Below are 22,654 nucleotides of genomic sequence, written 5' to 3'. Positions count from 1 at the left end.
CCGGGCTGCCAGCCCCCACAGCGCGGCATTGCGCCAATCAGCTGTTTTCAACCTTTCGAGATTGATTCAGCAGCAGGTTCTAAATGACTCTGCAGACTGACTTTTTTAACCATGTCCACAGGCTGAACTTTTTTTAAACCATGTGCGGGATAACGCCGTAACATCCTGACAAATGCAAAATTGTCAGAGACCTACATTATTTCTGGTGGGCAAGGACGGCTCGGGATGATGAAAAAAACGCTGATTTATGCTTTGAGCGCCGCGTTCATAGCCCCTCAGGCCAGTGCAGACACGCTGGCAACCTACCGCTACGAAAATCGCCCGCTCCTGATCTTCGCGCCTGACCGCCAGAGCAGAAACTACAAGCTGCAAACTGAGGCTCTGATGATCCGCGAGGCCAATATCCGGGAACGGGATATGGCGGTCATCATGATCACAGGAAGCCATGAACAACCGGCGATCATGCCGGGACCGCCCGCACCCAATGTGTCAGCAGCCGACCTGCGACAGGCGCACGGGGTCGACAGTGACCAGTTTGCAGTTATTCTGATCGGAAAAGATGGTGGCGAGAAGGGACGCTGGCGTGAAGCCGTCTCGCCCGATGAAATCTTCGCCATGATTGACGCGATGCCAATGCGTCAGCGCGAAATGCGCAAATAGCACCCGGCAGGCTTTTCCGGGCCAACCGCATATCGCACCGCCTTGGCCAGACAATGGCCGTTCTTACTCAGCGTCAGCCTTTTCGCCCAGCTTTGCTTCCAGCGCTTCAAGGCGGGCGCGCAGCTCGTCGTTTTCATCCCGTGCCTTGATGGCCATTTCACGCACCGCATCAAACTCTTCCCGCTGCACAACATCCATGCTGTTCAGCCAGCGCTCAACCTGCGCCTTGACTGCGGTTTCGAGATCTTTGCCGGCCGTCTGCACCGAACCGGCGGCGTCGGTCATCAGCTTTGCAAGATCATCAAGAATGCGATTCGTGCCGGACGTCATGACATGTCTCCCTTTGACACTGCCGGAAACCCAGAATTCCGGCTCTTGGGTGTTGAAGTAGTGGCGTCGCCGCTCAGAAACAAGCCCGAAATATCATCCCGCGCCACAACCGGCCAGCAGACGTGATGCAGGTGTGACTTGACCCGGCCATGAAGTACCGCCATCTTCGCCGCCGACTATAGAGGAAGTACCGCGTTGCAGCCAGACCAGATCGTTCAGGCCTCACTGGCCTTTCCCGCTATCGACCCCATAGCGCTTCGCCTCGGGCCACTTCAGATCCATTGGTACGGACTGGCCTATGTAGCCGGGATCATGCTCGGCTGGCTTTATGCACGCTGGCTGCTGAAGAAAAATCAGCTTTGGCCCGCAAACCAGGCGCCAATGACGACGGTGAAGCTGGACGACTTCATCACATGGTCAGTGCTCGGGATCGTGATCGGTGGCAGGCTGGGCTATATGCTGTTTTACGTTCCGGATGCCTTCCTGTCTGACCCGCTGATGATCTTTAAGGTCTGGGATGGCGGAATGTCATTTCATGGTGGCCTGATTGGCATGATCACCGTGATGATTCTCTTCGGACGTAAGAACGGAATCAGCGTCTGGTCGCTTTTCGACCTCATGTCCACCGTTGCGCCCATTGGCCTGTTTTTCGGGCGGATTGCCAATTTCATCAATGGCGAACTTTGGGGACGCGTCGCACCGGACCTTCCCTGGGGCATGGTCTTTCCCGGCGCAGGCCCGCTCCCGCGCCACCCAAGCCAGCTTTATGAAGCCGGACTTGAAGGGCTGGTCACGCTGATCATTCTGTTTGTTCTCACTCAGTTTTTTCATACGCTGAAACGCCCCGGCATCACCGCCAGTCTCTTTGTCTGCCTCTATGCCCTCTCCAGAATTTTCGTTGAATTTTTCCGGCAGCCGGATCCGCAGCTTGGCTACCTCCTCGGCGGCTGGCTGACGATGGGAATGATCCTGTCTCTGCCCATGCTTGCCGCAGGCTTGTGGGGGCTCTGGTATTCGAACCATCGGGCCGGGCGCAACAATGCGGGCCCGCGATCGTGAGCACACCGTTACAGAAAAAGATTGCAGCAATGATCCGCGAGAGCGGGCCAATGCCCGTCAGCACGTATTTCAATCTTTGCCTGGCCGACAATGAGCACGGCTATTACAAAACCCGCGACCCTTTCGGCAAAGCGGGAGACTTCACGACAGCGCCGGAAATCTCGCAGCTGTTTGGCGAGCTGATCGGCGTTTTTCTGGTTCATGCCTGGCAGCGCAACGGCGAACCGGATCATACCGTTTTGATCGAGGGCGGACCGGGACGCGGGACGATGATGGCGGATATCCTGAATGTCATCGCCACACTTCAGCCCCGCCTTTATGATGGCCTTCGCGTCAACCTGCTGGAAACCAGCCCTGCCTTACGCAGCAAGCAGGCCGAAACGCTTCAGGCTCACCGCCCGAAACTGAAATGGATCGACAACCTTGGTGAGGCCGCAGAAGGCTTCACGATGATTGTGGCCAACGAGCTTTTCGATGCGATAGCCACCCGCCAGTTCATCAAAACAGCAAATGGCTTTTTCGAGCGTGTCGTCGGGCTCGATGATAACGGCAACCTGAGCTTCGGGATCGGCCCGGCGCAGCTGGAGAAGACCGCCCTTCCGAAAGAGGCAGACAGGCAGCCGGAGGGCACAATTTTCGAGACTTCACCCGCACGCGAAGCGCTGATGGCCGATATCTGCGAGCGCCTGGCCACACAAGGCGGCACAGCATTGCTGATTGACTATGGCCACTTAAGAAGTGGCTTCGGCGATACCTTGCAGGCTCTTCGGGGGCATGCATTTGACCCGCCGCTTGCCCATCCGGGGGAAGCGGACCTGACCAGCCATGTAGATTTCGAAGCCCTTGTGAAAGTGGCGATTGCCCAAAAGCTGCATGTTCATCCTCCTTTGCATCAGGGTGATTTCTTAAGCGGCCTTGGCCTCGGTCCGCGCGCCTCTGCGCTCGGGCGTGGACGCGATGCCGAAACGCAAAGAAAGATCGTGGAATCTGCAACCCGGCTTGCAGGCGACGGGCCTGATGACATGGGAGATCTGTTCAAGGTTCTCGCGATCTCTCACACCAGCATCGCACTCACGCCCTTTGACAAGGCGGATTGACAACACCACATCCCGCCCACAACATCTAGTGTGGTGAATTTGAAATTCGCCTCATTATTGCAGCAACCTCGAATGCGAATTCCAAATTCGAAAACCACACTAGAAACATAAACTTGCTAGTCACCCTCGTTGAATCTGACGTTCGTTCAGAGCAAGCGGAACAATGAGACGAACTTCAGATTCGGGTGACTAGAAAAAAATGTCAACGAGGATCGCGCCGTCATGCTGTCAAACAAGCACGCTCTCAAGCCTGTCCGAAGTGACCTTCTGACTTCAGCCTGCACCGACAGCCCCGTTCGTCATGGCTTTTTTACCCGTCAGGGCGGCGTGTCCAGGGGAATTTACGAAAGCCTCAACTGCGGCAATGGTTCGGACGATATAAAAGCCCATATCGCGGAAAACCGCCGCAGGGTCGCTGATTGGTTCGGCACCAAACCGGAATTCCTGATCAATCTGCACCAGCACCATTCTGCCGATGTCATTACAGTGGACCAACCATTAACCGGGGAACGACCGAAAGCCGATGCACTGGTAACCCGAACCCCCGGCCTTGTACTCGGTGTTCTGACGGCAGATTGTGGCCCGGTTCTTTTTGCCGATGCTAAGAATGGCGTGATCGGTGCTGCACATGCTGGCTGGTGCGGAGCGTTTGGCGGCGTTCTGGAAGCAACCGTGGAAGCGATGCTGAAGCTCGGCGCAACGCGACCAACCATCAAGGCTTGTCTCGGACCGACAATCAGCCGCCACGCCTATGAGGTCGGGCCTGAATTCAAAGAGCGTTTTTGCAAGACCTCGCCAGAAAATGATCAGTTCTTCAAAGCATCTGAAACGCCCGATCATGCCTATTTCGATTTACCGGCATTCATTGGCACCCGGCTGAATGAAGCTGGCATAGAATATGAAATTCTGGATCGCTGCACATACAGGAATGCAGCCGACTTCTTTTCATTCCGCCGCACGACGCACTGTCGGGAAAGCGATTATGGACGACAAATATCGGCAATCGCAATGTAGGAAAAGCTGTGCGGCTGTTCGGCACAGGCTGAAAGACTTTCTGTTCTCACGCATGTCCGGTAAAAGTCATTTCGGATATGTTCTCGAATTTCAATCTTTCGGTTCTGACCGAAACCGGGGAGACAAAAATGGCACTGGCTTTTGAAACGGACGAATATGCCCGCCGTCTTGAACGGCTCAAGGAATCGATGGTTCACAAAAAGCTGGATGCTGTTTTGCTGTTTGCACAGGAAAGCATGTATTGGCTGACGGGCTATGACACGTTCGGTTTCGTGTTTTTCCAGTGCCTTGCCGTCACAGCAGATGGGCGCATGGCGCTTCTGACACGTTCAGCCGATATCCGGCAGGCACGCCAGACCTCAATCATCAAGGACATTCGTGTCTGGGTCGACCGCGGCCAGTCTGATCCAAGTCGTGACCTGAAGGACATGTTGTCCGAGATGGACCTGCTTGGGGCAAAGATCGGCGTCGAATATGATACACATGGCATGACCGGACGCTCCGCGCGTCTGCTTGATGAACAGCTGCAATCCTTCTGCCAGTTACAGGATGCCTCTTACCTCGTCAGCGACCTGAGACTGATCAAAAGCCCGGCAGAAATCGCCTATATCGAACGCGCAGCAACATTTTGCGATGATGCGTTTGATGCCGCGCTGCCGCTGGTGCGCCCCGGCGCAGATGAGGCTGAAATTCTGGCCGCAATGCAAGGCGCGGTTCTCGCCGCAGGTGGCGATTATCCGGCGAATAATTTCATAATCGGTTCTGGCGAATCTGCTCTTTTATGCCGCGCAAAATCAGGCAGACGAAAACTTTCTGACAATGATCAGCTGACCCTTGAATGGGCAGGCGTTGCTGCGAACTATCATGTTGCGGCCATGCGCACAGTACTGACTGGCGAGGTCAGCGACCGCCATCAGACGCTGTTTCGGGCCGCGCGCGCAACGCTGGAATCCATCGAAGAAATTCTCAGACCCGGACACACTTTCGGCGATGTTTTCGACCGGCATGCAGAAATTATGGACGAGCGCGGCTTGTCCAGGCACCGCCTGAATGCGTGCGGCTATTCACTCGGTGCGCGGTTCGCGCCCTCCTGGATGGAACATCAGATGTTTCACGCAGGCAATCAGCAGCCCATCCAGCCTGACATGTCCCTTTTTGTACATATCATCATCATGGATTCAGACAGTGGCTCGGCCATGACGCTGGGGCGCACCTATCTGACTGGTGAAAATGAACCGAAACCGCTCTCGCGCCATCCGCTTGATCTTTACACAAAATAAACGACGTTGAGCGCGTTTCGTTGACAGGTCCACGCCTGACCGCACAAAATGTTAGCGATTTCAAGGATCAGGGATAGCTGCAACGTGCGTAGGCTGGCGATCATTCTACTGTCGGCAGGGCTCATTTCTGCCTGCTCGACCAATGACGTGCTGACGGTTAACGATACGCCGCCCGCACCTGTTGGCACTGGTACAGCGCCCATGCAGCCAGCATCTCAAACGCCCGATGCAACACTTGCCGCTGCCCGCCAGAGTACCGTCGAGCGCCAAACGCTTGCGCCGCCGCCATCGGCTGGCGGAAATGTGCCAGCTTCGGCCGCCAGCCAGACGACGCTGGACGCGACGCCCGGACGCGGACGTGCACCAAGCACCTTTGGTGCTCAGGCATCAGGCCTTGCCCCCGCACCGGCGACAACACAACAACCGCAGGCACCCGCCCCTCAAACGGTCAGCGCAACCACAAGCGCTCCGACCCAGACGACAGCAACACCGGTTCAAACGACGGCTGCACCAGCAACGCAGCCAGTGACGCAAAGTGCGCCAGCACGAACATCTGCGGTGACAACAACATCTGGTGGAACAACGGCAACGATTGCGGCCTACGATACGGTCCGCTTTCTGCCATTGATCGGCGCTCCTGCCGATAAACTTCAGCCGCTTTCAAAGCGGCTTGGCGATGCTGCACGCGCATCTGGCCTGACGATCACGCGTATGGATGACGAAACAGCAAGTCTCAGCCTGAAGGGATATTTCTCTGCCGTCAGTCAGGACGATGAAGTACAGGTCGTCTATGTCTGGGATGTAATTGGTCCGGAAGGAAGCCGGCTTCATCGCATTCAGGGCAGTCAATCCGGACCGGCGACAGCCGGTGCCAGCGATACGTGGGAATCGGTCACACCCGATATGATGGCCACCATCGGACAGGATACGATTGCAACCCTGATCACATGGATCGACTCGCAGAACTAAGTCATAAAATTTTAGCATTTTAGGTTACACGGTGAAAAAGGCCTGAAGATATAGGCCTTACATGCGTCCCGCATCTTGCAATCGGCACGAGAGCGGTTAAAAGGCAAGCAGAGCCAGAGTGACGGAACGGGCGATCTGATATGAAAGTATTCGCGGGCAATTCGAACCGACAACTTGCCGAAGCGATCTGCAACTACCTTAACGTCCCGATGGGCAAAGCCAGTGTAAGGCGATTTGCCGATCAGGAAATATTCGTAGAAATTCAGGAAAATGTGCGCGGGGAAGACGTTTTTGTCGTCCAGTCGACATCATTTCCCACGAATGACCACCTGATGGAATTGCTGATCATGATCGACGCGTTTCGCCGGTCCTCAGCCAGACGCATCACGGCGGTTTTGCCATACTTCGGCTATGCGCGACAGGACCGGAAGCCAGGCCCCCGCACACCGATTTCAGCCAAGCTGGTTGCCAACCTCATAACCCAGGCAGGCGCCAACAGGGTGATGACACTTGATCTGCATGCCGGTCAGATTCAGGGCTTCTTCGATATTCCGACCGACAATCTTTATGCCTTGCCGATTCTTTCCAGAGACATCAAATCGCGTCTCAACCTTGAGAACGTGATGGTGGTTTCACCGGATGTCGGCGGCGTGGTTCGCGCCCGTTCTCTGGCAAAGCGGCTCGACTGTCTTTTGGCCATCGTTGACAAAAGGCGCGAGCGCCCCGGTGAGTCGGAAGTCATGAATATCATCGGTGAAGTCGAAGGCAAGGAGTGCATCCTGATCGACGATATCGTCGATTCCGGCGGAACGCTCTGCAATGCGGCTGACGCACTTTTGAAGAACGGGGCGCTAAGCGTGCGTGCCTACATCACACATGGCGTGCTTTCCAACAATGCCGTGCAGCGCATCACATCATCCAGGCTTGAAGAGCTGGTCATCACCGACTCCATCCAGCCGCGCGGTGAGATGGTGTCGTCGCCGAAAGTTCGGGTGGTCACAACGGCATCTCTGATTGGCGAAGCGATCAACCGGACCAGCCATGAGTCATCGGTCTCCAGCCTTTTCGATTGATCTTGCCTGGCTACAGCATCGTGCTTTGTTCATCCGAATGGATGCACGGCGCTCTCGAGCTGCTCCATCTTTCATGGCAACGCGCAACCGCTCTATCTCTTTGTTTTGATGCATTTTCGCGGACGTCAGATGTTTCCATCTGACTGCGAAATGCTCTAATAGGCCCAACACTGCCGGACGGGGCCGATTGCCATGTCCCGTTCAAGCCCTTCCACTATCACCAGGCTCTATCTTAATCGGTGTGCAGCAACGCTCTGACGGTGGGCAGGGGCCGCTGACATAGTCTTCGATTTCAACGCGCGGAACAGGTTTTCCGAAATAAAAGCCCTGAGCGCGGGTACATTGCTCCTGCAGCAGAAAGCGAAGCTGCTCTTCCGTCTCAACACCTTCTGCAAGTACACGAATTCCAAGGCTTTTGCTGATCATCAGTGTCGAGCGAACGATAGCGGCAGATAGATCATTTTCAGGCAGGCCCTGAACGAAAGAGCGGTCGATCTTGATTTTGTCAAAGGGGAACTGCTGCAACATCGAAAGCGATGAGTAGCCGGTTCCGAAATCATCCATCGCGATTTTCACGCCAAGCGCCTTAAGCGCTCTGATGGCTTCAAATGTTCGATTAAAATCATCGATGAAACCGCTTTCTGTGATTTCGAGTTCAAGCCTTTCCGGCGGCAGACCGGTTCCTTCCAGAATGGCCGCGACTTTCTCTGGAAAACGATAGTCAGCAAGCTGCTGGGGCGCAACATTAACCCCCACCTGGAGGGGATTCTTCCAGTTGACAGCATCGGCGCAGGCTTCACGCAGCAGCCACTCACCGAGCGTATCAATGAACCCGGTCCGTTCAGCCAATGGGATAAACTCATCCGGACCAATGAAACCATATTCTTTGTGAAACCAGCGCAAGAGAACTTCGAAGCCGAAGACCTCCTGACTGTCGATCATGTGTTGTTGTTGATAAAATAGCCGAAACTCACCGTCACTGAGCGCGCGGCGGAGATCAAGCGCAAGTTCGTTGCGTCTTCGCGCGCCACGGTCAAGCTCTGACTTATAAAACGCTGTGCCTGAGCCTTTTCGTTTAGCCCTTTGAAGAGCTGCCTCGGCACGGGCAATCAGCTGATCGGCTGCACGGCCATTCGCCGGAAAAACGGAAACACCGGCAGAAACCTGGATAGAAAACTGCAACCCGCGCCACTCGACCGGCCGCTCCAGCTCATGGGCAATGCGCCGCATAAGCCTAACCGTTTCGCTGCGATGCGTATAATACCGTAGAATGATTGCAAACTCATCATTGCCCGCCCGCGCCAAAAAGCCGCTCAGCCCGGCAGAGGAAGACAGCCGACTCGCAACCGCACTCAGTACATAATCACCGGCAGAATGCCCGTGAACATCGTTAATTTCTTTAAAGCGCTCGACATCGAGAAGCAGAAGCGCAAGCTGTCCACCCCGACTTTCAGCGTCTTCAACAGCCTTATCAAGCTCAACGCCCAGCGCCCAGCGGTTTGGAAGCCCTGTCAGTGCGTCGTGAGCGCGCGCATTGAAAACCTGATCGTTGAGGCTCTGCCTGTTGCGGACATCAAGAACCAGCAAGGCAAAGCCAAGGACAAAGACAAGTGATGTTCCCTGTGCTGTGAAGAAAATCATCGTCTGGCGCTGCAAGCCGCTGAATGGTTCAGCGGCAGAGCCGTTCGGTACGATCGTCAGGCCAGCAAGGCTAATATAATGAACCGAAACAACCGCCAGCAGAAAAAAGAACGCTGCAACGAATGTTCTTACCCGAAGAGGCAGGCGCACAGCCGTGGTAAAACAAAGAGCGCCGAAAAAGCCACCCAGTACCAGAGACAACAGAATAGACCAGACCGACCAGACTGCCGCTCCCGAAGCCTGAAAACCGGCCATCCCAACGAAATGCATGAGCCCGACGCCCAGACCCATCACCACGCCGCCGGCCTCCAGAAGTGGGCCTCGCCGTGCATATGCACCGACAAAAATTCCCGCTGTCGCTGTTACAACCACCAGACCGAGCGAGACAAATGTGAGAACTGGATCATAGGCGTGAGGTTGTGCGACCTGATAACCCAGCATCGCTATAAAGTGGGCGCACCACACGGAAACCCCACCCACAAATCCAGCCAGCAGCAGCCAGATCTGAGACGATACGACCGGCGCATTGCGGATGCGCTGGGAAAGGCTGACTGTCAGATAACCACCGACCAGCGCAACCGCAACTGAAGCAAAGAACGCTGTCGGCGTATGCTCGACAGTGAGGCAACTGACCAGTCTATCCAAACGTCATCCCCGACTTTGCTCTACAGGGTAGAATTGTTCCAACTAATTTTTATATATCCTTTTATAATGATTTATAAACGCCAAAACGCACGTCCCGGCGGCGATGTCATCCAATTTTGACTGTTGCTGCATCCTAAAAGACATAACCGGCAATAATACCGTAAGCAGCGCGCAAACGGAGGGAACACAGTATAGTGAAGGCGGGTGCTTGCGTTTTTACCGGAGCTGCTCTATAGGCACCTCGTTCGCACAGACACCCTTGGAGGCAGTGCGAATGGGAGATTTATCTCTCCGTTTCGCCGGAAATTTGACATCCGGCCAAACGCTCCGCAACATCTGAAAGGAAATGCCATGAGCCAGGAACAGGCAATGCTCCAGGCCGAAGCGCGCGATCGGGTTGGTAAGGGGTCCTCCCGCGAACTGCGCCGCAACGGTATGATGCCCGCTGTCATTTACGGCGATAAGAAAGCCCCCGTTTCAATTGCGGTCTCCCGCAATGAGATTACCCGTCGTATTTTCAACGGCGGTTTCATGACCACAACCTTTACGATCCAGGTCGGCAAGGACAAGTATCTGGTTCTGCCGAAGGATTACCAGCTCGACCCCGTCCGCGACTTTGTCATGCATGTTGACTTCCTGCGTGTTTCGGAAAAGAGCGTCGTGACCGTTTCGGTTCCGGTTCACTTCGTCAACGACGAAACCTGCCCCGGCATCAAGCAGGGTGGTGTTCTGAACGTTGTTCGTCACGAAGTGGAATTCCATTGCCCGGCCAACGCGATCCCGGACTACATCACGGTTGATCTGGCCGACGTTCAGCTTGGTGATTCCGTTCATATCTCGGCTGTCGACCTGCCGAAGAACATGACACCGACGATCACCGACCGTGACTTCACGATCGCCACGATCGCTGCACCGGCTGGTCTTAAGTCCGATGAGGGCGAGGCTGCTGATGAAGAAGGCGCAGAAGGCGAAGCCGAAGAATAAGATCGTTTCGATCTTGCTTCTGACCGTATTGAAAGGCCGCGGGCACTGCCTGCGGCCTTTTTTGTTTGAAAGCTCGCCCACATCCTCTGCGGTCATTGACCTCAACCTTGACATCTGCGGCCTGCCGGGATGAAACAGGCCCGACGTTCAGGAAGGATATCGCCATGATCATCATTGCAGGGCTCGGCAATCCCGGCGGACAATATGCGAAGAACCGTCACAATATCGGCTTCATGGCCGCCGACGCCATCGCAGATGAGAACCGCTTTTCACCCTGGTCAAAAAAATTCAAAGGGCTGATCAGCGAAGGCGAACTTGCGGGCGAAAAAGCGCTGCTGATCAAGCCACAGACCTTCATGAACCTCTCCGGGGAAAGCGTTGGTGAAGCCATGCGCTTTTTCAAACTGACACCAGCCGACCTGATCGTGGTCTACGACGAACTCGACCTTATGCCCGGAAAGGCCCGCATCAAAACCGGTGGCGGCTCCGGCGGACATAACGGCATCAAGTCCATCGATGCCCATTGCGGCAAGGATTACCGGCGGTTACGCCTCGGTATTGGCCATCCTGGCATGAAAGAGAAAGTCCACGGTCATGTTCTGGGCGATTTTGCCAAGGCGGATGCAGACTGGCTCGAACCGTTGCTGGAAGCACTCGGCCGAAATGCTGATCTGCTGGCGAAAGGTGATGACTCCCAGCTGATGAACAAACTGGCACTGGCAACCGGCGGAAAGTCCCCCGCTCCACCCGAGAACGCGCAGAGATCGGCTTCACCCAAAAAGCCGAAAGCCCAGTCGCATATTCATAAAGCGCGCCAGAATGGTCATTCTAAAATGCCAGAAACCGGCCCCATGGCTGACATGCTGAAGAAGATGTTCGGTCAGAAAAAAGACTAAAGCGTCGAGCGAGAAGCGGTGACTGGTTTTCGCTAAGCAGATGCCCCCAACAAGAAATTCAAAACATCGAACGATGCGCAACTCGTAACCCGATGCTTCAGGAACCGCTTGGTTCTATTCTTCCGGCTCGGTCGTAAACATCAGCGGAAAATCGGCCTGTTTGGCCAGATCAACGGCCTCTTTGGCCTTGGTCTCGGCAATGTCGCGACTATAAACCGCGACAACACACGCGCCTTTCTGATGGGCTGTAACCATGATCTGGTAACCCTCATCCTCGCTGGTGCGAAAAACGGCCTGCAACACCATGATTACAAATTCACGCGGTGTGTAGTCGTCGTTCACCAGTATCACCTTGTAAAGGCGTGGTTTTTCAACCTTTGGCTTAACGCTGGTCGTCTGTTTGGTATCGGTGCCTGTTCCGCTCATGAGAGACGCGATCCGATCCTTTATAGAATAAATGGGTGTTGATGACGGCGGGCCAAAGCCACAAGCCGTCGCCGAAAATGATGATCGGCAATTTTCGCTATTTTGCGCGCTCGGCCTTCAATACGCAAGATGCGGATGGACAGAAAACATGCGTTTCAGTGCTCAGCCCTTGACCTCAGGGGCCTTCATCGCCCATAGCCTCAGGCCAGATAGCAAAACAAAAGCAGGATAAACTCCCATGGGTTTCAAATGCGGAATCGTCGGCCTGCCCAATGTCGGCAAGTCGACCCTTTTCAATGCGCTGACAAAGACCGCCGCTGCGCAAGCCGCCAACTATCCCTTCTGCACGATCGAACCCAATACCGGTGAGGTCGCGGTTCCCGACAGCCGTATGAGCGCACTGGCAAAGATCGCCGGTTCCAAGGAAATCATTCCCACCCGCATTTCCTTCGTCGACATCGCCGGTCTGGTGCGCGGCGCCTCCAAGGGCGAAGGGCTGGGCAACCAGTTTCTGGCCAATATCCGCGAAGTGGACGCAGTCGTTCATGTTCTGCGCTGCTTTGAAGATGACGACATTACCCATGTCGAAGGCAGAATTGACCCGGTAGCCGATGCCGAAACAATCGAAACCGAGCTGATGCTTGCTGACCTTGAAAGCCTTGAGCGCCGCGTTGACCAGACGCGTAAACGCGCCACTGGCAAGGACAAGGAAGCCCTGACCGTACTGCCGGTCATGGAAGCATCGCTGGAGCTTCTGCAGAACGGCAAACCAGTGCGCACCTTGCTGTCCGACATCGATGCCGAAGAGCTGAAAATCTTAAAGACGCTGAACCTGCTCACATCAAAGCCGGTGCTTTACGTCTGCAATGTTGCCGAAGGCGATGCGTCAAACGGCAATGAGAAAACCGAAGCCGTAGCCAAAATGGCGGCAGAACAATCCGCTGAAACGGTTATTATTTCTGCAGCGATTGAGGCCGAAGTGGCGCAGCTGGAAGCAGAAGAAGCAGAAATGTTCCTGTCTGAAATGGGGCTGGAAGAGGCCGGCCTCGACCGCCTTATCCGCGCCGGTTACAAGCTTCTCGACCTGATCACCTATTTCACCGTAGGACCGAAGGAAACCCGTGCATGGACGGTGCGGCGTGGCACCAAGGCACCCGGCGCTGCCGGTGTGATCCACACGGATTTTGAACGCGGCTTCATTCGCGCCAACACCATCGCTTATGAGGACTACATCGCCTTTAACGGCGAAACGGGCGCCAAGGATGCGGGCAAAGCCCGCGATGAAGGCAAGGAATATATTGTTCAGGATGGCGATGTCATCCATTTCAGGTTTAACACCTGATCAGTCGTCACAAGCAGATTTTTTTCGGACCGGCTTTTTCATAAAGCCGGTCTTTTTTCTTGAAACGTCCGCATGACCGGCACACATGTCAGTAAAAAACAGAATAAAAACCGGAGTCTCTTATGAGCGTTTACGACTTTGAAGCAAAAGCCATCACTGGCGAGGCGAAAAGCCTTAACGATTTCCGCGGCGACGTTCTTCTTATCGTCAACACGGCCAGTGGATGTGGTTTCACGCCGCAATATGCCGGTCTGGAAATGCTCTACAAGACCTATCGCGGCAAGGGCTTTTCTGTCCTTGGCTTTCCCTGCAACCAGTTTGGCGGGCAGGAACCTGCCGACGAAGCTGCGATCGAAACCTTCTGCAAGACGCAGTTTGATGTCAGCTTTCCGATGTTTGGGAAAGTCGACGTGAATGGTGACAAGGCCCATCCGCTGTTTCAGTATCTGAAAAAGGAAAAGGCCGGATTTATGGGCTCCGGCCTGATCAAGTGGAATTTTACCAAGTTTCTCGCCGGCCGAGACGGTGAACCGCTGAAGCGTTACGCACCAACCGTCAAACCGGAAGACATCGAAGACGATATCAAAAGCGCTCTGGCTGCCTGATCCACCATTTTAACCGCCTGCGAGCGAAGGGTATTCAGTGTCCTTCGAACTGCACCAGCGAGCGCACTTCAACACCCATATCTTCCAGTTTCTTGCGTCCGGGCAAATCCTTCAGGTCGATGATGAAACAGGCTGAAACCAGCTCCGCACCGATCTGACGCAGCAGCTTCACCGCGCCTTCTGCCGTCCCCCCGGTGGCGATAAGGTCGTCAACGAGAATGACCTTCTCGCCCGGCTTGATCGCATCAACATGCATTTCCATTTCATCCTCGCCATATTCAAGGCTGTAGGTCATGGAAACAGTTTTATCAGGCAGCTTGCCTTTCTTGCGGATCGGGATGAAGCCGGCAGAAAGCTGGTGGGCAATGGCACCACCGATAATAAATCCGCGTGCTTCAATACCGGCAATCTTATCAATTTTCATGCCGACATAGGGCTGAACCAGTTCGTCCACCGCACAGCGAAACGCCCGCGGATCACCTAAAAGCGTCGTGATATCACGGAAGATAATGCCGGGCTTTGGATAGTCCGGGATCGAGCGAATGGAATCGACCAGTTCGTATTTGTCGCGCATCGTCAACAGTCCTTTTCAGTGTCCGCTTGTTCGTTCGCCAAGCGAAAAATCATTTGCAAGCAGCACCGGAACGGACACCGGCGCAAACGCTGGAGCCGCCATCACATGGCAAACCCCGACGCCTTGAATTCGATAAGCTGGCTGAACATCAGCCAGCATACAGACCGCCGCATTCTGTAGCGTATTGCCATGAAAAAAGGCGGTCACAACCGCCTCTTTTGTTCACGTTTGTGACGCAAAAATCAATCGCGCTTGGACGCGTAAACCGATTTTTTGGTCAGATAGACCAGCGCGGTGAGGATGACCAGAAAAACCATGACCGTGAGACCCAGCTGTTTGCGCGCTTCAAGCTTCGGCTCAGCTGTCCACATCAGAAACGCGGAGATGTCCTTGGCATATTGATCGACCGTTTCCGGTGCGCCGTCATCATAAGCGACAATCCCTTCAGAAAGCGGCGGCGCCATCGCAAGTGCAGCCGCATTGGCGAAATAGGGATTATAATAAGAACCAACCGGCACGTTCTCACCTTCCGGCGGATCTTCATAACCTGTCAAAAGCGCATGGATGTAATCCGGTCCGCCTTCCTGATACTGGGTGAACATATCAAAGATAAAGGTCGGAAAACCCCGGGTAATGCCGCGTGCTTTCGCCATCAGCGACAAATCCGGTGGCGCCGCACCATTGTTGGAGGCAGCCGCCTGCTCTGGATTTTCAAAGGGTGCGGGAAAATAATCTGATGGAATACCCGGCCGCATATACATGTTGCCATCGTCATCCGGCCCCGCCTCAATTTCATACTCAGCTGCCAGCGCCTTTACCTGCGCTTCGGAATAGCCGAGATCTGTGAGCGTGCGAAAGGCGACCAGATCAAGTGAGTGACAGGCCGAACAGACCTGCCGGTAAACCTTAAGTCCACGCTGAAGCTGGCCGCGGTCATAGGTACCGAACGGCCCGGCGAAACTCCAGTCTTCGTGCTCAGGATGTTTCAGCGGATAGTGCGGTGTACCACCGCCTTCTCCCCCTTCTTCTGCCGCATGGGCGGCCGCCAGACAGAGCGGCGTCAGAAAAGCGACCAGAAGAAAACGTGATAAAAGCTTTTTCATTTTTCTTCCCCTCGCCCTATTCCTGTGAACCGGTTTCGGCTGGTGCTTTTCCAGCCTTCTTTTCCAGCACAGCCTCGGTGATGGAGTTTGGAATGCGCGTTGGCTTTTCGAAAAGCCCGAGCAGCGGCATGATCACCAGGAAGAAACCGAAATAATAAAGCGTTCCCATCTGCGACATGATCACAAACGCGCCCTCGGCAGGTTGAGACCCAAGCCAGCCCAGCATCAGCGCATTGGCAATGAATAGCCAGAAGAACAGCTTGTACCATGGCCGATAGGCAGCTGAACGCACTTTTGACGTGTCGAGCCACGGCAGGAAAAACAAGATCAGGATCGAGCCGAACATTGTCAGAACACCGCCGAGTTTGGAATCGATCGGTCCGATATCGAAGGTAATGGCACGCAGCATCGCGTAGAAAGGCAGGTAATACCATTCCGGCACGATATGCGACGGTGTCTTGAGAGAGTCCGCTGGAATGTAATTATCCGGGTGGCCGAGATAGTTCGGCAGGTAAAAGATAAACCATGCATAAACAATCAGAAAAACCGTAACCCCAAGCGCATCCTTTAAGGTTGCGTAAGGCGTAAACGGAACCGTATCGCTTTCGGTTCTCACCTCAACGCCAGTCGGGTTTGTCTGTCCTGTCACATGCAACGCCCAGATATGAAGGATCACGACACCTGCAATCATGAACGGCAGCAGATAATGAAGTGCGAAGAAACGCTGCAACGTCGGCTCACCGACAGCGAAGCCACCGAGCAGCAATTGCTGAATCCAGTCACCAATCAACGGGAAGGCAGAAAAGAAACTGGTGATCACGGTTGCGCCCCAGAACGACATCTGCCCCCAGGGCAGAACGTAGCCCATGAAGCCTGTCGCCATCATCAGAAGGTAGATGATAACCCCAAGCATCCACAGGATTTCCCGTGGCGCCTTGTATGACCCGTAATAAAGCCCGCGGGCCATATGCAGATAAACGGCGACGAAGAAAAACGAAGCGCCATTGGCATGCATATAGCGCAGCAGCCAGCCATAATTCACATCGCGCATGATCTTTTCGACAGACAGAAATGCACCGTCTGTCGAGGCAGTATAGTGCATTGCCAGAACGATCCCGGTGGCAATCTGCACCAACAGCATGACCGAAAGCATGGCACCAAATGTGTAGGCATAATTCAGGTTACGCGGAACCGGATAGGTAACGAAGCTGTCATACAGCATTCTTGGCAGCGGCAGGCGTGCATCCACCCATTTCGACACACCATTGCCGGGCACATAGCTCGAGTGTCCACTCATCAGTCAGTTTCTCCCCCTCACCCGATCCGGACGACAGTGTCGGATGTAAATTCAAACAGCGGTATCGCCATGTTTTCCGGCGCCGGGCCTTTTCGGATACGGCCCGCCGTGTCGTAGTGCGAGCCATGACAGGGACAGAACCACCCGCCGAACTCGCCCGACTGGCCGAGCGGGATGCAGCCGAGGTGAGTACAAACACCGATCATGACGAGCCAGTTTTCCTTGCCCTCACCCGCCGAACGGTCAACATCGGTCGCCGGTGCGGACGCAGGCAGATTTTCATTGCGCGCTTCCGGGTCTTTCAGATCGGAAAGCGGAACCTGCTTTGCAGCTTCAATCTCCTGCTCTGTGCGATTGCGGATGAACACCGGCTTCCCGCGCCATTTCACCGTCAGCGACATGCCTGGCTCAAGGCTGGAGACATCCACCTCCACAGTTGAAAGCGCCAGTGTCGAAGCATCCGGCTGCATCTGGTCGATGAATGGCCAGGCCACAGCAGCCGCGCCAACAGCAGCCGCCACACCAGTGGTCAGATATAGGAAATCACGCCGGGTCGGTTCGGCGGAATGATCCGTCGAAACAGTCTCGTCTTGCACAGCCAGCCCTCCATCAGCTGATGCCGCTGCCGGTTTGCGCCTCCTCCTTGCGCAATGTCCCTTCACTGCGGAAACGCATCGGCAACGTGTTATTTAAGTCAAAAGTTTTAGGCGTGATCGGAAACGATGTCCAGTGGGTGGCTGATTTCCGTCACGATCAGATCGGTCTTGTCTGCGGGAAGGATGATAACTCACACATCAAGCTCCGGCAGGAAACCGCCGGACTGGCGCGCCCAAAACGTTGCATAAAGGCCGCTGCGATCCAGCAGTTGCTGATGCGTGCCCTGCTCAACGATTTTCCCGTTATCCATGACGACAAGCCGGTCAAGCGCTGCAATCGTGGACAGGCGGTGGGCAATGGCAAGCACCGTTTTGCCTTCCATCAGCTTCATGAGATTGGTCTGAATCGCCGCCTCAACCTCGGAATCAAGCGCAGACGTCGCCTCATCCAAAACAAGGATCGGTGCGTTTTTGAGCATAACCCTTGAAATCGCGATGCGCTGCCGCTGACCACCGGAAAGCTTCACACCACGCTCGCCGACAAAAGCATCAAAGCCTCTGCGCCCCTTCATGTCCGCCAGATCGGCGATAAAGCCGTCAGCCTCCGCGCGCTCAACGGCCTCCCAGAGCGCATCATCGTCGGCATCTTCACTACCGAAACGGATATTATCGCGGATCGGACGATGCAAAAGCCCGGTATCCTGCGTAACCATACCAATATGGGCCCGCAGACTTTCCTGCGTGACATTAGCCACGTTTTTCCCGTCAATCAGAATGCGTCCGGCTTCAACGTCGTAAAACCGGAGAAGAAGATTAACCAGCGTCGACTTTCCCGCTCCGGAACGCCCGATGATCCCGACTTTTTCACCAGCGGCGACCTCAAGAGTGAGGTCGTCAATCACCCCCTTCTCACCGCCATAACTGAAACCAACATTCTCAAAGCGGATCGATGGCTCTTCGACCACAAGCCGGGCCGCATCGGGTTTATCAATGAGTGTGATCGGCTTTGAAATCAATTCAGCCGAATTCTGAATGGTCCCGATGGCCCGCATAATACCATTAAGTTGCATCATCAGGCGCCCCAGAAGCATGGACAGCCTGAGTGCCAGTCCGAGTGTGAAGGCCACGTCTCCTGAAGAGATATCGCTTGAAAACCACAAATGCACAGAAAGGGCTGCGATCAGCGTGATCATCACACCTGAAAGCAGGCTGAGCGAAGCCCGCACACCCGTAATAAAACGCGTAAAGCGCTGTACTGTCGCGATCAGCCGCTCAAACCCGCCGCGCATGTAGCGATCATTGCCCTCATCGCTGCCAAACAGCTTGAGCGTCGAGATATTCGAAAACGAGTCGACCATCCGGCCGGACATCACCGAATTGGCTTCAGCCAGTTCACGGGCGTTTTCACGGATGCGCGGCACAAAATACCGTGCAAGCGCTGCGAAGATGACGATCCAGGCCGCAATCAGCGCAGCCAGCCGCCAGTCGAGGCGTCCCACAAGCGCCATCGTCGAAATCGCATAAATCGCCATAAACCAGACGACCTGCAGCAACGAAGACATCAGATCGCCAATCGCCTGCCCGGCTGCAGTAACCTTGGTGACGATCCGGCCGGCAAAATCATTCTGAAAGAAATCGAGCGATTGCCGCGCGACATAGCGATAAGACTGCCAGCGCACCAGATTGTTAAAGCCGGGCACGATGGTCTGCTCTTCAATCAACATCTGCAATGTCGTGAGACCGACACGCACGACAATCATGGCAACAGCCATGGCCAGAAGTGCACCGCCATGCACCGCGATCAGCCCTTGCCAGCCTTCCGCACGCGGCGTGTCATCGAGAAAATCAACAAGCACGCCCATAAACCAGAACGATGCCGTTTCCATCACCGCCACGCCACCGCCGACGATCAACATGGCAAAAAACGGCCATCTAGCCTGTTTCAGGAAGTACCAGAGGAAAGCCCACAGCTTTTCCGGCGGGCGTGCGGGCGCGTCACCGGCCAGCGGGTCGATCCAGTTTTCGAAGATTTGGGCGATACGGCGAAAAATCATGACAATTCCATACAGGGATTCACGCAGCGCGCAAATGTGCTGTTGTCAAACATGCCAACAAAAATCCGGCCCCAATCATCCAAGATCGGGGCCGGACAGGATTTTATTCAGCAGCCTGACCTTTTGCGCTGGCCTCTTCACCGAGGAAGCCGCCGGACTGGCGCCGCCACAGATCGGCATAAATGCCATCAGCATCAGCAAGTTCTTGATGCGTCCCCATCTCGACGATTTCCCCCTTATCGAGGACGACAAGACGATCCATCTCGGTCAGGGTCGAAAGCCGATGGGCAATCGCGATAACCGTTTTCCCTTCCATCAGACCGAAGAGACTTTCCTGAATGGCGGCTTCGACTTCGGAATCAAGCGCCGATGTTGCCTCATCCAGGATCAGAATCGGGGCATTTTTCAGGAATACACGTGCAATCGCGATTCGCTGACGCTGACCGCCAGAGAGTTTCACACCGCGTTCACCGACATGCGCATCAAGGCCGGTGCGTCCCTGAAGGTCCGAGAGATCCTTGATGAAGTGCCAGGCATTGGCACGTTTCGCTGCGTCGATGACTTCTTCATCCGTAGCATCCGGATGCGAATAGGCAATGTTATCGCGGATAGAACGATGCAGCAGAGACGTATCCTGCGTGACCACACCAATGTTTTCGCGCAAACTATCCTGCGTCACCGCCGATACATCCTGCCCGTCGATCGTGATCTTGCCGCCTTCCAGATCATAAAACCGCAGCAAAAGGTTCATCATTGTGGTCTTGCCGGCACCGGAGCGCCCAACAAGGCCGACTTTTTCGCCCGGTTTGATCGTCAGCGAAAGATCCTGAATAACGCCACCTTCCTTGCCGTAATGAAATGCAATGTGATCGTAAACGATCTCACCCTCACTGACGGACAGCTTTCTGGCATCCGGCCTGTCGACAACCTCATGGTGCTTGCTCATCATTTCCATGCCGTCATAGACCGTGCCGAGATTTTCGAACAAAGCCGAAACCTCCCACATGATCCACTGCGACATACCGCTGATACGCATCGCAAGGCCAACTGCGGCGGCAACGGCCCCCACGGCGACATTGCCATCGAGCCACAGCCAGATCCCCATACCCGCGATACCGAACAGCGCAACGGAGTTGTTCAGATAAACAAGTGTCTGGTACTTGGTCACCTGACGCATCTGCCGGTAAACCGTATCCAGAAAGCCGTCCATACTTTCGCGTGCATAGACGGCTTCGCGTCCGGCGTGGGAAAACAGCTTTACCGTTGAGATATTGGTATAGCTGTCAACGATACGCCCGCTCATCAATGAACGCGCATCGGCCTGCTCTGCGGAAATCCTGCGCAACTTCGGCACAAAATAAATGGTCAATCCGAGATAGATCGCAACCCAGAGAAGGAGCGGCATCAACAGTCGCCAGTCTGCCGCACCAACCACGATGAACATCGTGACAAAGAAGGTCATCACATAGACGAAAACATCCAGCAGCTTCATCACGGTTTCGCGGATCGCCAGTGACGTCTGCATTACCTTCTGTGACACCCGCCCCGAAAACTCATTGGCGAAGAAATTCACCCCGTGTCGCAACAGATAGCGATGCATCTGCCAGCGAGCAATCATCGGGAAGTTTCCCAGCAAGCCCTGATGCATAACCAGAGCATCAAGCGCTACGATTGCAGGCAAGGCCACCAGAACCAGAAAGCCCATGGCAAAGAGCTTCCAGCCTTCGTCTGCAAGAAAGGTTGCCCGGTCGGCCGATGAAAGCCAATCGACAACATTGCCGAGGAACTGAAACAGAATGACTTCGCCGATGGCGATCAAAGCGGATCCGGCAGCCATGGCCAGAAGCCAAGGCGCCGCAGGCTTAGAATAATACCACAAGAACGGTATAAGCCCTTTTGGCGGCGCAGTTGGTTGCGCATCCGGATAAGGGTTCAGACGCTGTTCAAACCAGCTAAACATGTTCAGTCTCCAGATCGTCCCGAGGGTTCAAAACAGGTGCAGCCGGTCCAGCGGCGACAAGAACCCTGCAAGGGACATAGGCGGCAAAGATTACCGCGATGTAATAACGATGAGATAAAGTTAAAAGAAGAAGGTGGTGTGAAAGGTCACACGAGCCGGAATGGCGGGACGCGAAGCATCGCTGCGGTGCTGATATCGATCATGCTGATGCCTCCTTTCGTCCAAGAGAAAAATCCTGAAACCATATAGGCCCGAATATTGAGCTTTGACCAGCCTCCACCTTTCACAACGCCTGCCATTTCAGCGAATACTGTCACTCATAGGCAACAGTTTGACGTTTCCTGAAGTATCTGAACCGTTGTCGTTTTGCAGGTGGTAAGGCCAGTCAGACCGGCGAGACCCGGATTTCATCGACCGAAAGCGCGCCGTCATGCATCAAAAAACCAAAACCGCCATAGAAGAGTATTCCAGGGCCTGGGGCCTGGGTCCTGTGCCTCAATGTCGATCCCGGCAACATTTGCTGAAATCACATCACCGCGGACCATGACCTCAATTGGAACGGCACGTTCAAACGACAAGTCGAAGGGCCGCTGTGCCAGAATGATTTCGTCATCATCCAACACCTTGATGATCTCCAACTGGTTCCGGCGTGTCACACGAACAGCGTAAAAACGAAAGAAAGCTCTTCTTCGACGCAACCAGTTCCTCTTTACCGAAAGTCAGCAGGTCTTTGCCGTGCTTCATTTCGGTTCCCGCCCGTCCGGCAGTTTTTATGCTCGCGCGCTGCAATACGCGGCGCCCCGTCGCAAAGTCTCAGGCGAGGAGCGGCATGGGAAACCCGCTAGGGCATGTCTTGAAACGCCACTTATACGAATGATTAATGCGTATAAATGAACATCTGTCCTGTTAACGTGTAGATTTTGTTAAGCAGTTTAGGAGCAACTTGGCGGCCAGGATAAATACGCTGCAAAACCGTTTCTGATCAGAAAACACAGACTGCTTCCGGCAGACTGTGAGAGAAAATATCCCCATTTCAGAACAGCCCGTTT

The 22,654-nt window shown here is 54.7% G+C and carries 22 protein-coding genes; 12 read left to right on the top strand and 10 right to left on the bottom strand.

Features of this window, described 5'->3' with window-relative positions:
• Positions 1 to 225 precede the first annotated feature (225 nt).
• Positions 226 to 660 (top strand): DUF4174 domain-containing protein, encoded by a 435-nt coding sequence (locus EDC90_RS08695; protein WP_132310588.1) that lies wholly within the window; start codon positions 226 to 228, stop codon positions 658 to 660.
• A 63-nt stretch (positions 661 to 723) separates the two neighbouring features.
• Here the strand turns inward: EDC90_RS08695 and EDC90_RS08690 are convergent, their stop codons facing one another.
• On the bottom strand, positions 724 to 990 hold the full coding sequence (locus tag EDC90_RS08690) for an accessory factor UbiK family protein (RefSeq protein ID WP_132310586.1): 267 nt from the start codon (positions 988 to 990) through the stop codon (positions 724 to 726).
• Positions 991 to 1,185: 195 nt separating this feature from the next.
• Here EDC90_RS08690 and lgt point away from each other — a divergent pair, with 195 nt between their 5' ends.
• From lgt to EDC90_RS08660, 6 genes are all read left to right on the top strand, one after another.
• Positions 1,186 to 2,049 carry a prolipoprotein diacylglyceryl transferase gene (gene lgt / locus EDC90_RS08685; RefSeq protein WP_132310584.1) on the top strand — a complete coding sequence of 288 codons (864 nt, stop codon included), beginning with the start codon at positions 1,186 to 1,188 and terminating at the stop codon, positions 2,047 to 2,049.
• On the top strand, positions 2,046 to 3,146 hold the full coding sequence (locus tag EDC90_RS08680) for a class I SAM-dependent methyltransferase (protein ID WP_132310582.1): 1,101 nt from the start codon (positions 2,046 to 2,048) through the stop codon (positions 3,144 to 3,146). Before lgt ends, EDC90_RS08680 begins: the two co-directional genes overlap by 4 nt.
• 222 nt (positions 3,147 to 3,368) lie before the next feature.
• Positions 3,369 to 4,160: a peptidoglycan editing factor PgeF gene (pgeF, locus tag EDC90_RS08675; RefSeq protein ID WP_132310580.1), complete on the top strand. Its 792-nt coding sequence runs from the start codon at positions 3,369 to 3,371 to the stop codon at positions 4,158 to 4,160.
• Between the two features lie 128 nt (positions 4,161 to 4,288).
• A complete protein-coding gene (locus EDC90_RS08670; RefSeq protein WP_132310578.1) occupies positions 4,289 to 5,440 on the top strand; it encodes a M24 family metallopeptidase in 1,152 nt (383 codons plus the stop codon).
• Positions 5,441 to 5,524: 84 nt separating this feature from the next.
• Entirely contained in the window at positions 5,525 to 6,409 is an 885-nt protein-coding gene (locus tag EDC90_RS08665) for a hypothetical protein (protein ID WP_132310576.1), read from the top strand.
• A 140-nt stretch (positions 6,410 to 6,549) separates the two neighbouring features.
• Positions 6,550 to 7,482, top strand: coding sequence for a ribose-phosphate pyrophosphokinase (locus EDC90_RS08660; protein ID WP_132310574.1), 933 nt, complete (start codon positions 6,550 to 6,552; stop codon positions 7,480 to 7,482).
• A gap of 201 nt (positions 7,483 to 7,683) precedes the next feature.
• Here EDC90_RS08660 and EDC90_RS08655 read toward each other — a convergent pair whose 3' ends face one another.
• Positions 7,684 to 9,768, bottom strand: a complete 2,085-nt coding sequence (locus tag EDC90_RS08655) for a putative bifunctional diguanylate cyclase/phosphodiesterase (RefSeq protein ID WP_132310572.1) — start codon at positions 9,766 to 9,768, stop codon at positions 7,684 to 7,686.
• Between the two features lie 351 nt (positions 9,769 to 10,119).
• Here EDC90_RS08655 and EDC90_RS08650 point away from each other — a divergent pair, with 351 nt between their 5' ends.
• From EDC90_RS08650 to pth, 3 genes are read left to right on the top strand one after another with little or no spacing between them, the layout of a single operon-like run.
• A complete protein-coding gene (locus EDC90_RS08650; RefSeq protein WP_132310570.1) occupies positions 10,120 to 10,752 on the top strand; it encodes a 50S ribosomal protein L25/general stress protein Ctc in 633 nt (210 codons plus the stop codon).
• Positions 10,718 to 10,885 carry a hypothetical protein gene (locus EDC90_RS20860; protein WP_165972786.1) on the top strand — a complete coding sequence of 56 codons (168 nt, stop codon included), beginning with the start codon at positions 10,718 to 10,720 and terminating at the stop codon, positions 10,883 to 10,885. Before EDC90_RS08650 ends, EDC90_RS20860 begins: the two co-directional genes overlap by 35 nt.
• A gap of 31 nt (positions 10,886 to 10,916) precedes the next feature.
• Complete coding sequence (gene pth, locus EDC90_RS08645; RefSeq protein WP_132310568.1) at positions 10,917 to 11,648, top strand: aminoacyl-tRNA hydrolase; 732 nt, start codon at positions 10,917 to 10,919, stop codon at positions 11,646 to 11,648.
• 114 nt (positions 11,649 to 11,762) lie between these two features.
• On the opposite strand, the gene clpS is transcribed toward pth, so the two are convergent.
• Positions 11,763 to 12,074: an ATP-dependent Clp protease adapter ClpS gene (gene clpS, locus EDC90_RS08640; protein ID WP_132310566.1), complete on the bottom strand. Its 312-nt coding sequence runs from the start codon at positions 12,072 to 12,074 to the stop codon at positions 11,763 to 11,765.
• A 238-nt stretch (positions 12,075 to 12,312) separates the two neighbouring features.
• Between clpS and ychF the strand changes: the two genes are divergently transcribed.
• Positions 12,313 to 13,416: a redox-regulated ATPase YchF gene (gene ychF, locus EDC90_RS08635; protein ID WP_132310564.1), complete on the top strand. Its 1,104-nt coding sequence runs from the start codon at positions 12,313 to 12,315 to the stop codon at positions 13,414 to 13,416.
• Positions 13,417 to 13,538: 122 nt separating this feature from the next.
• Positions 13,539 to 14,021, top strand: coding sequence for a glutathione peroxidase (locus EDC90_RS08630; RefSeq protein WP_132310562.1), 483 nt, complete (start codon positions 13,539 to 13,541; stop codon positions 14,019 to 14,021).
• A 34-nt stretch (positions 14,022 to 14,055) separates the two neighbouring features.
• On the opposite strand, the gene EDC90_RS08625 is transcribed toward EDC90_RS08630, so the two are convergent.
• From EDC90_RS08625 to EDC90_RS08595, 7 genes are all read right to left on the bottom strand, one after another.
• A complete protein-coding gene (locus EDC90_RS08625; RefSeq protein ID WP_132310560.1) occupies positions 14,056 to 14,595 on the bottom strand; it encodes an adenine phosphoribosyltransferase in 540 nt (179 codons plus the stop codon).
• Positions 14,596 to 14,837: 242 nt separating this feature from the next.
• Complete coding sequence (locus EDC90_RS08620; protein WP_132310558.1) at positions 14,838 to 15,698, bottom strand: cytochrome c1; 861 nt, start codon at positions 15,696 to 15,698, stop codon at positions 14,838 to 14,840.
• Between the two features lie 16 nt (positions 15,699 to 15,714).
• A complete protein-coding gene (locus tag EDC90_RS08615) occupies positions 15,715 to 16,995 on the bottom strand; it encodes a cytochrome b (RefSeq protein WP_165972790.1) in 1,281 nt (426 codons plus the stop codon).
• Positions 16,996 to 17,012: 17 nt separating this feature from the next.
• Entirely contained in the window at positions 17,013 to 17,591 is a 579-nt protein-coding gene (petA, locus tag EDC90_RS08610) for a ubiquinol-cytochrome c reductase iron-sulfur subunit (protein WP_132310554.1), read from the bottom strand.
• Between the two features lie 191 nt (positions 17,592 to 17,782).
• Positions 17,783 to 19,645: an ABC transporter ATP-binding protein gene (locus EDC90_RS08605; protein ID WP_132310552.1), complete on the bottom strand. Its 1,863-nt coding sequence runs from the start codon at positions 19,643 to 19,645 to the stop codon at positions 17,783 to 17,785.
• A gap of 103 nt (positions 19,646 to 19,748) precedes the next feature.
• Entirely contained in the window at positions 19,749 to 21,605 is a 1,857-nt protein-coding gene (locus tag EDC90_RS08600) for an ABC transporter ATP-binding protein (RefSeq protein ID WP_132310550.1), read from the bottom strand.
• A gap of 428 nt (positions 21,606 to 22,033) precedes the next feature.
• Complete coding sequence (locus EDC90_RS08595; RefSeq protein WP_132310548.1) at positions 22,034 to 22,243, bottom strand: hypothetical protein; 210 nt, start codon at positions 22,241 to 22,243, stop codon at positions 22,034 to 22,036.
• Positions 22,244 to 22,654: the final 411 nt, after the last annotated feature.

Origin of the sequence: Martelella mediterranea, from assembly GCF_004342225.1 — a bacterium.
GTDB classification, from domain to species: Bacteria; Pseudomonadota; Alphaproteobacteria; order Rhizobiales; family Rhizobiaceae; genus Martelella; species Martelella mediterranea_B.
The sequence above is the reverse complement of the archived record's forward strand: the minus strand, read 5'-3'. Positions and strand labels throughout refer to the sequence as shown.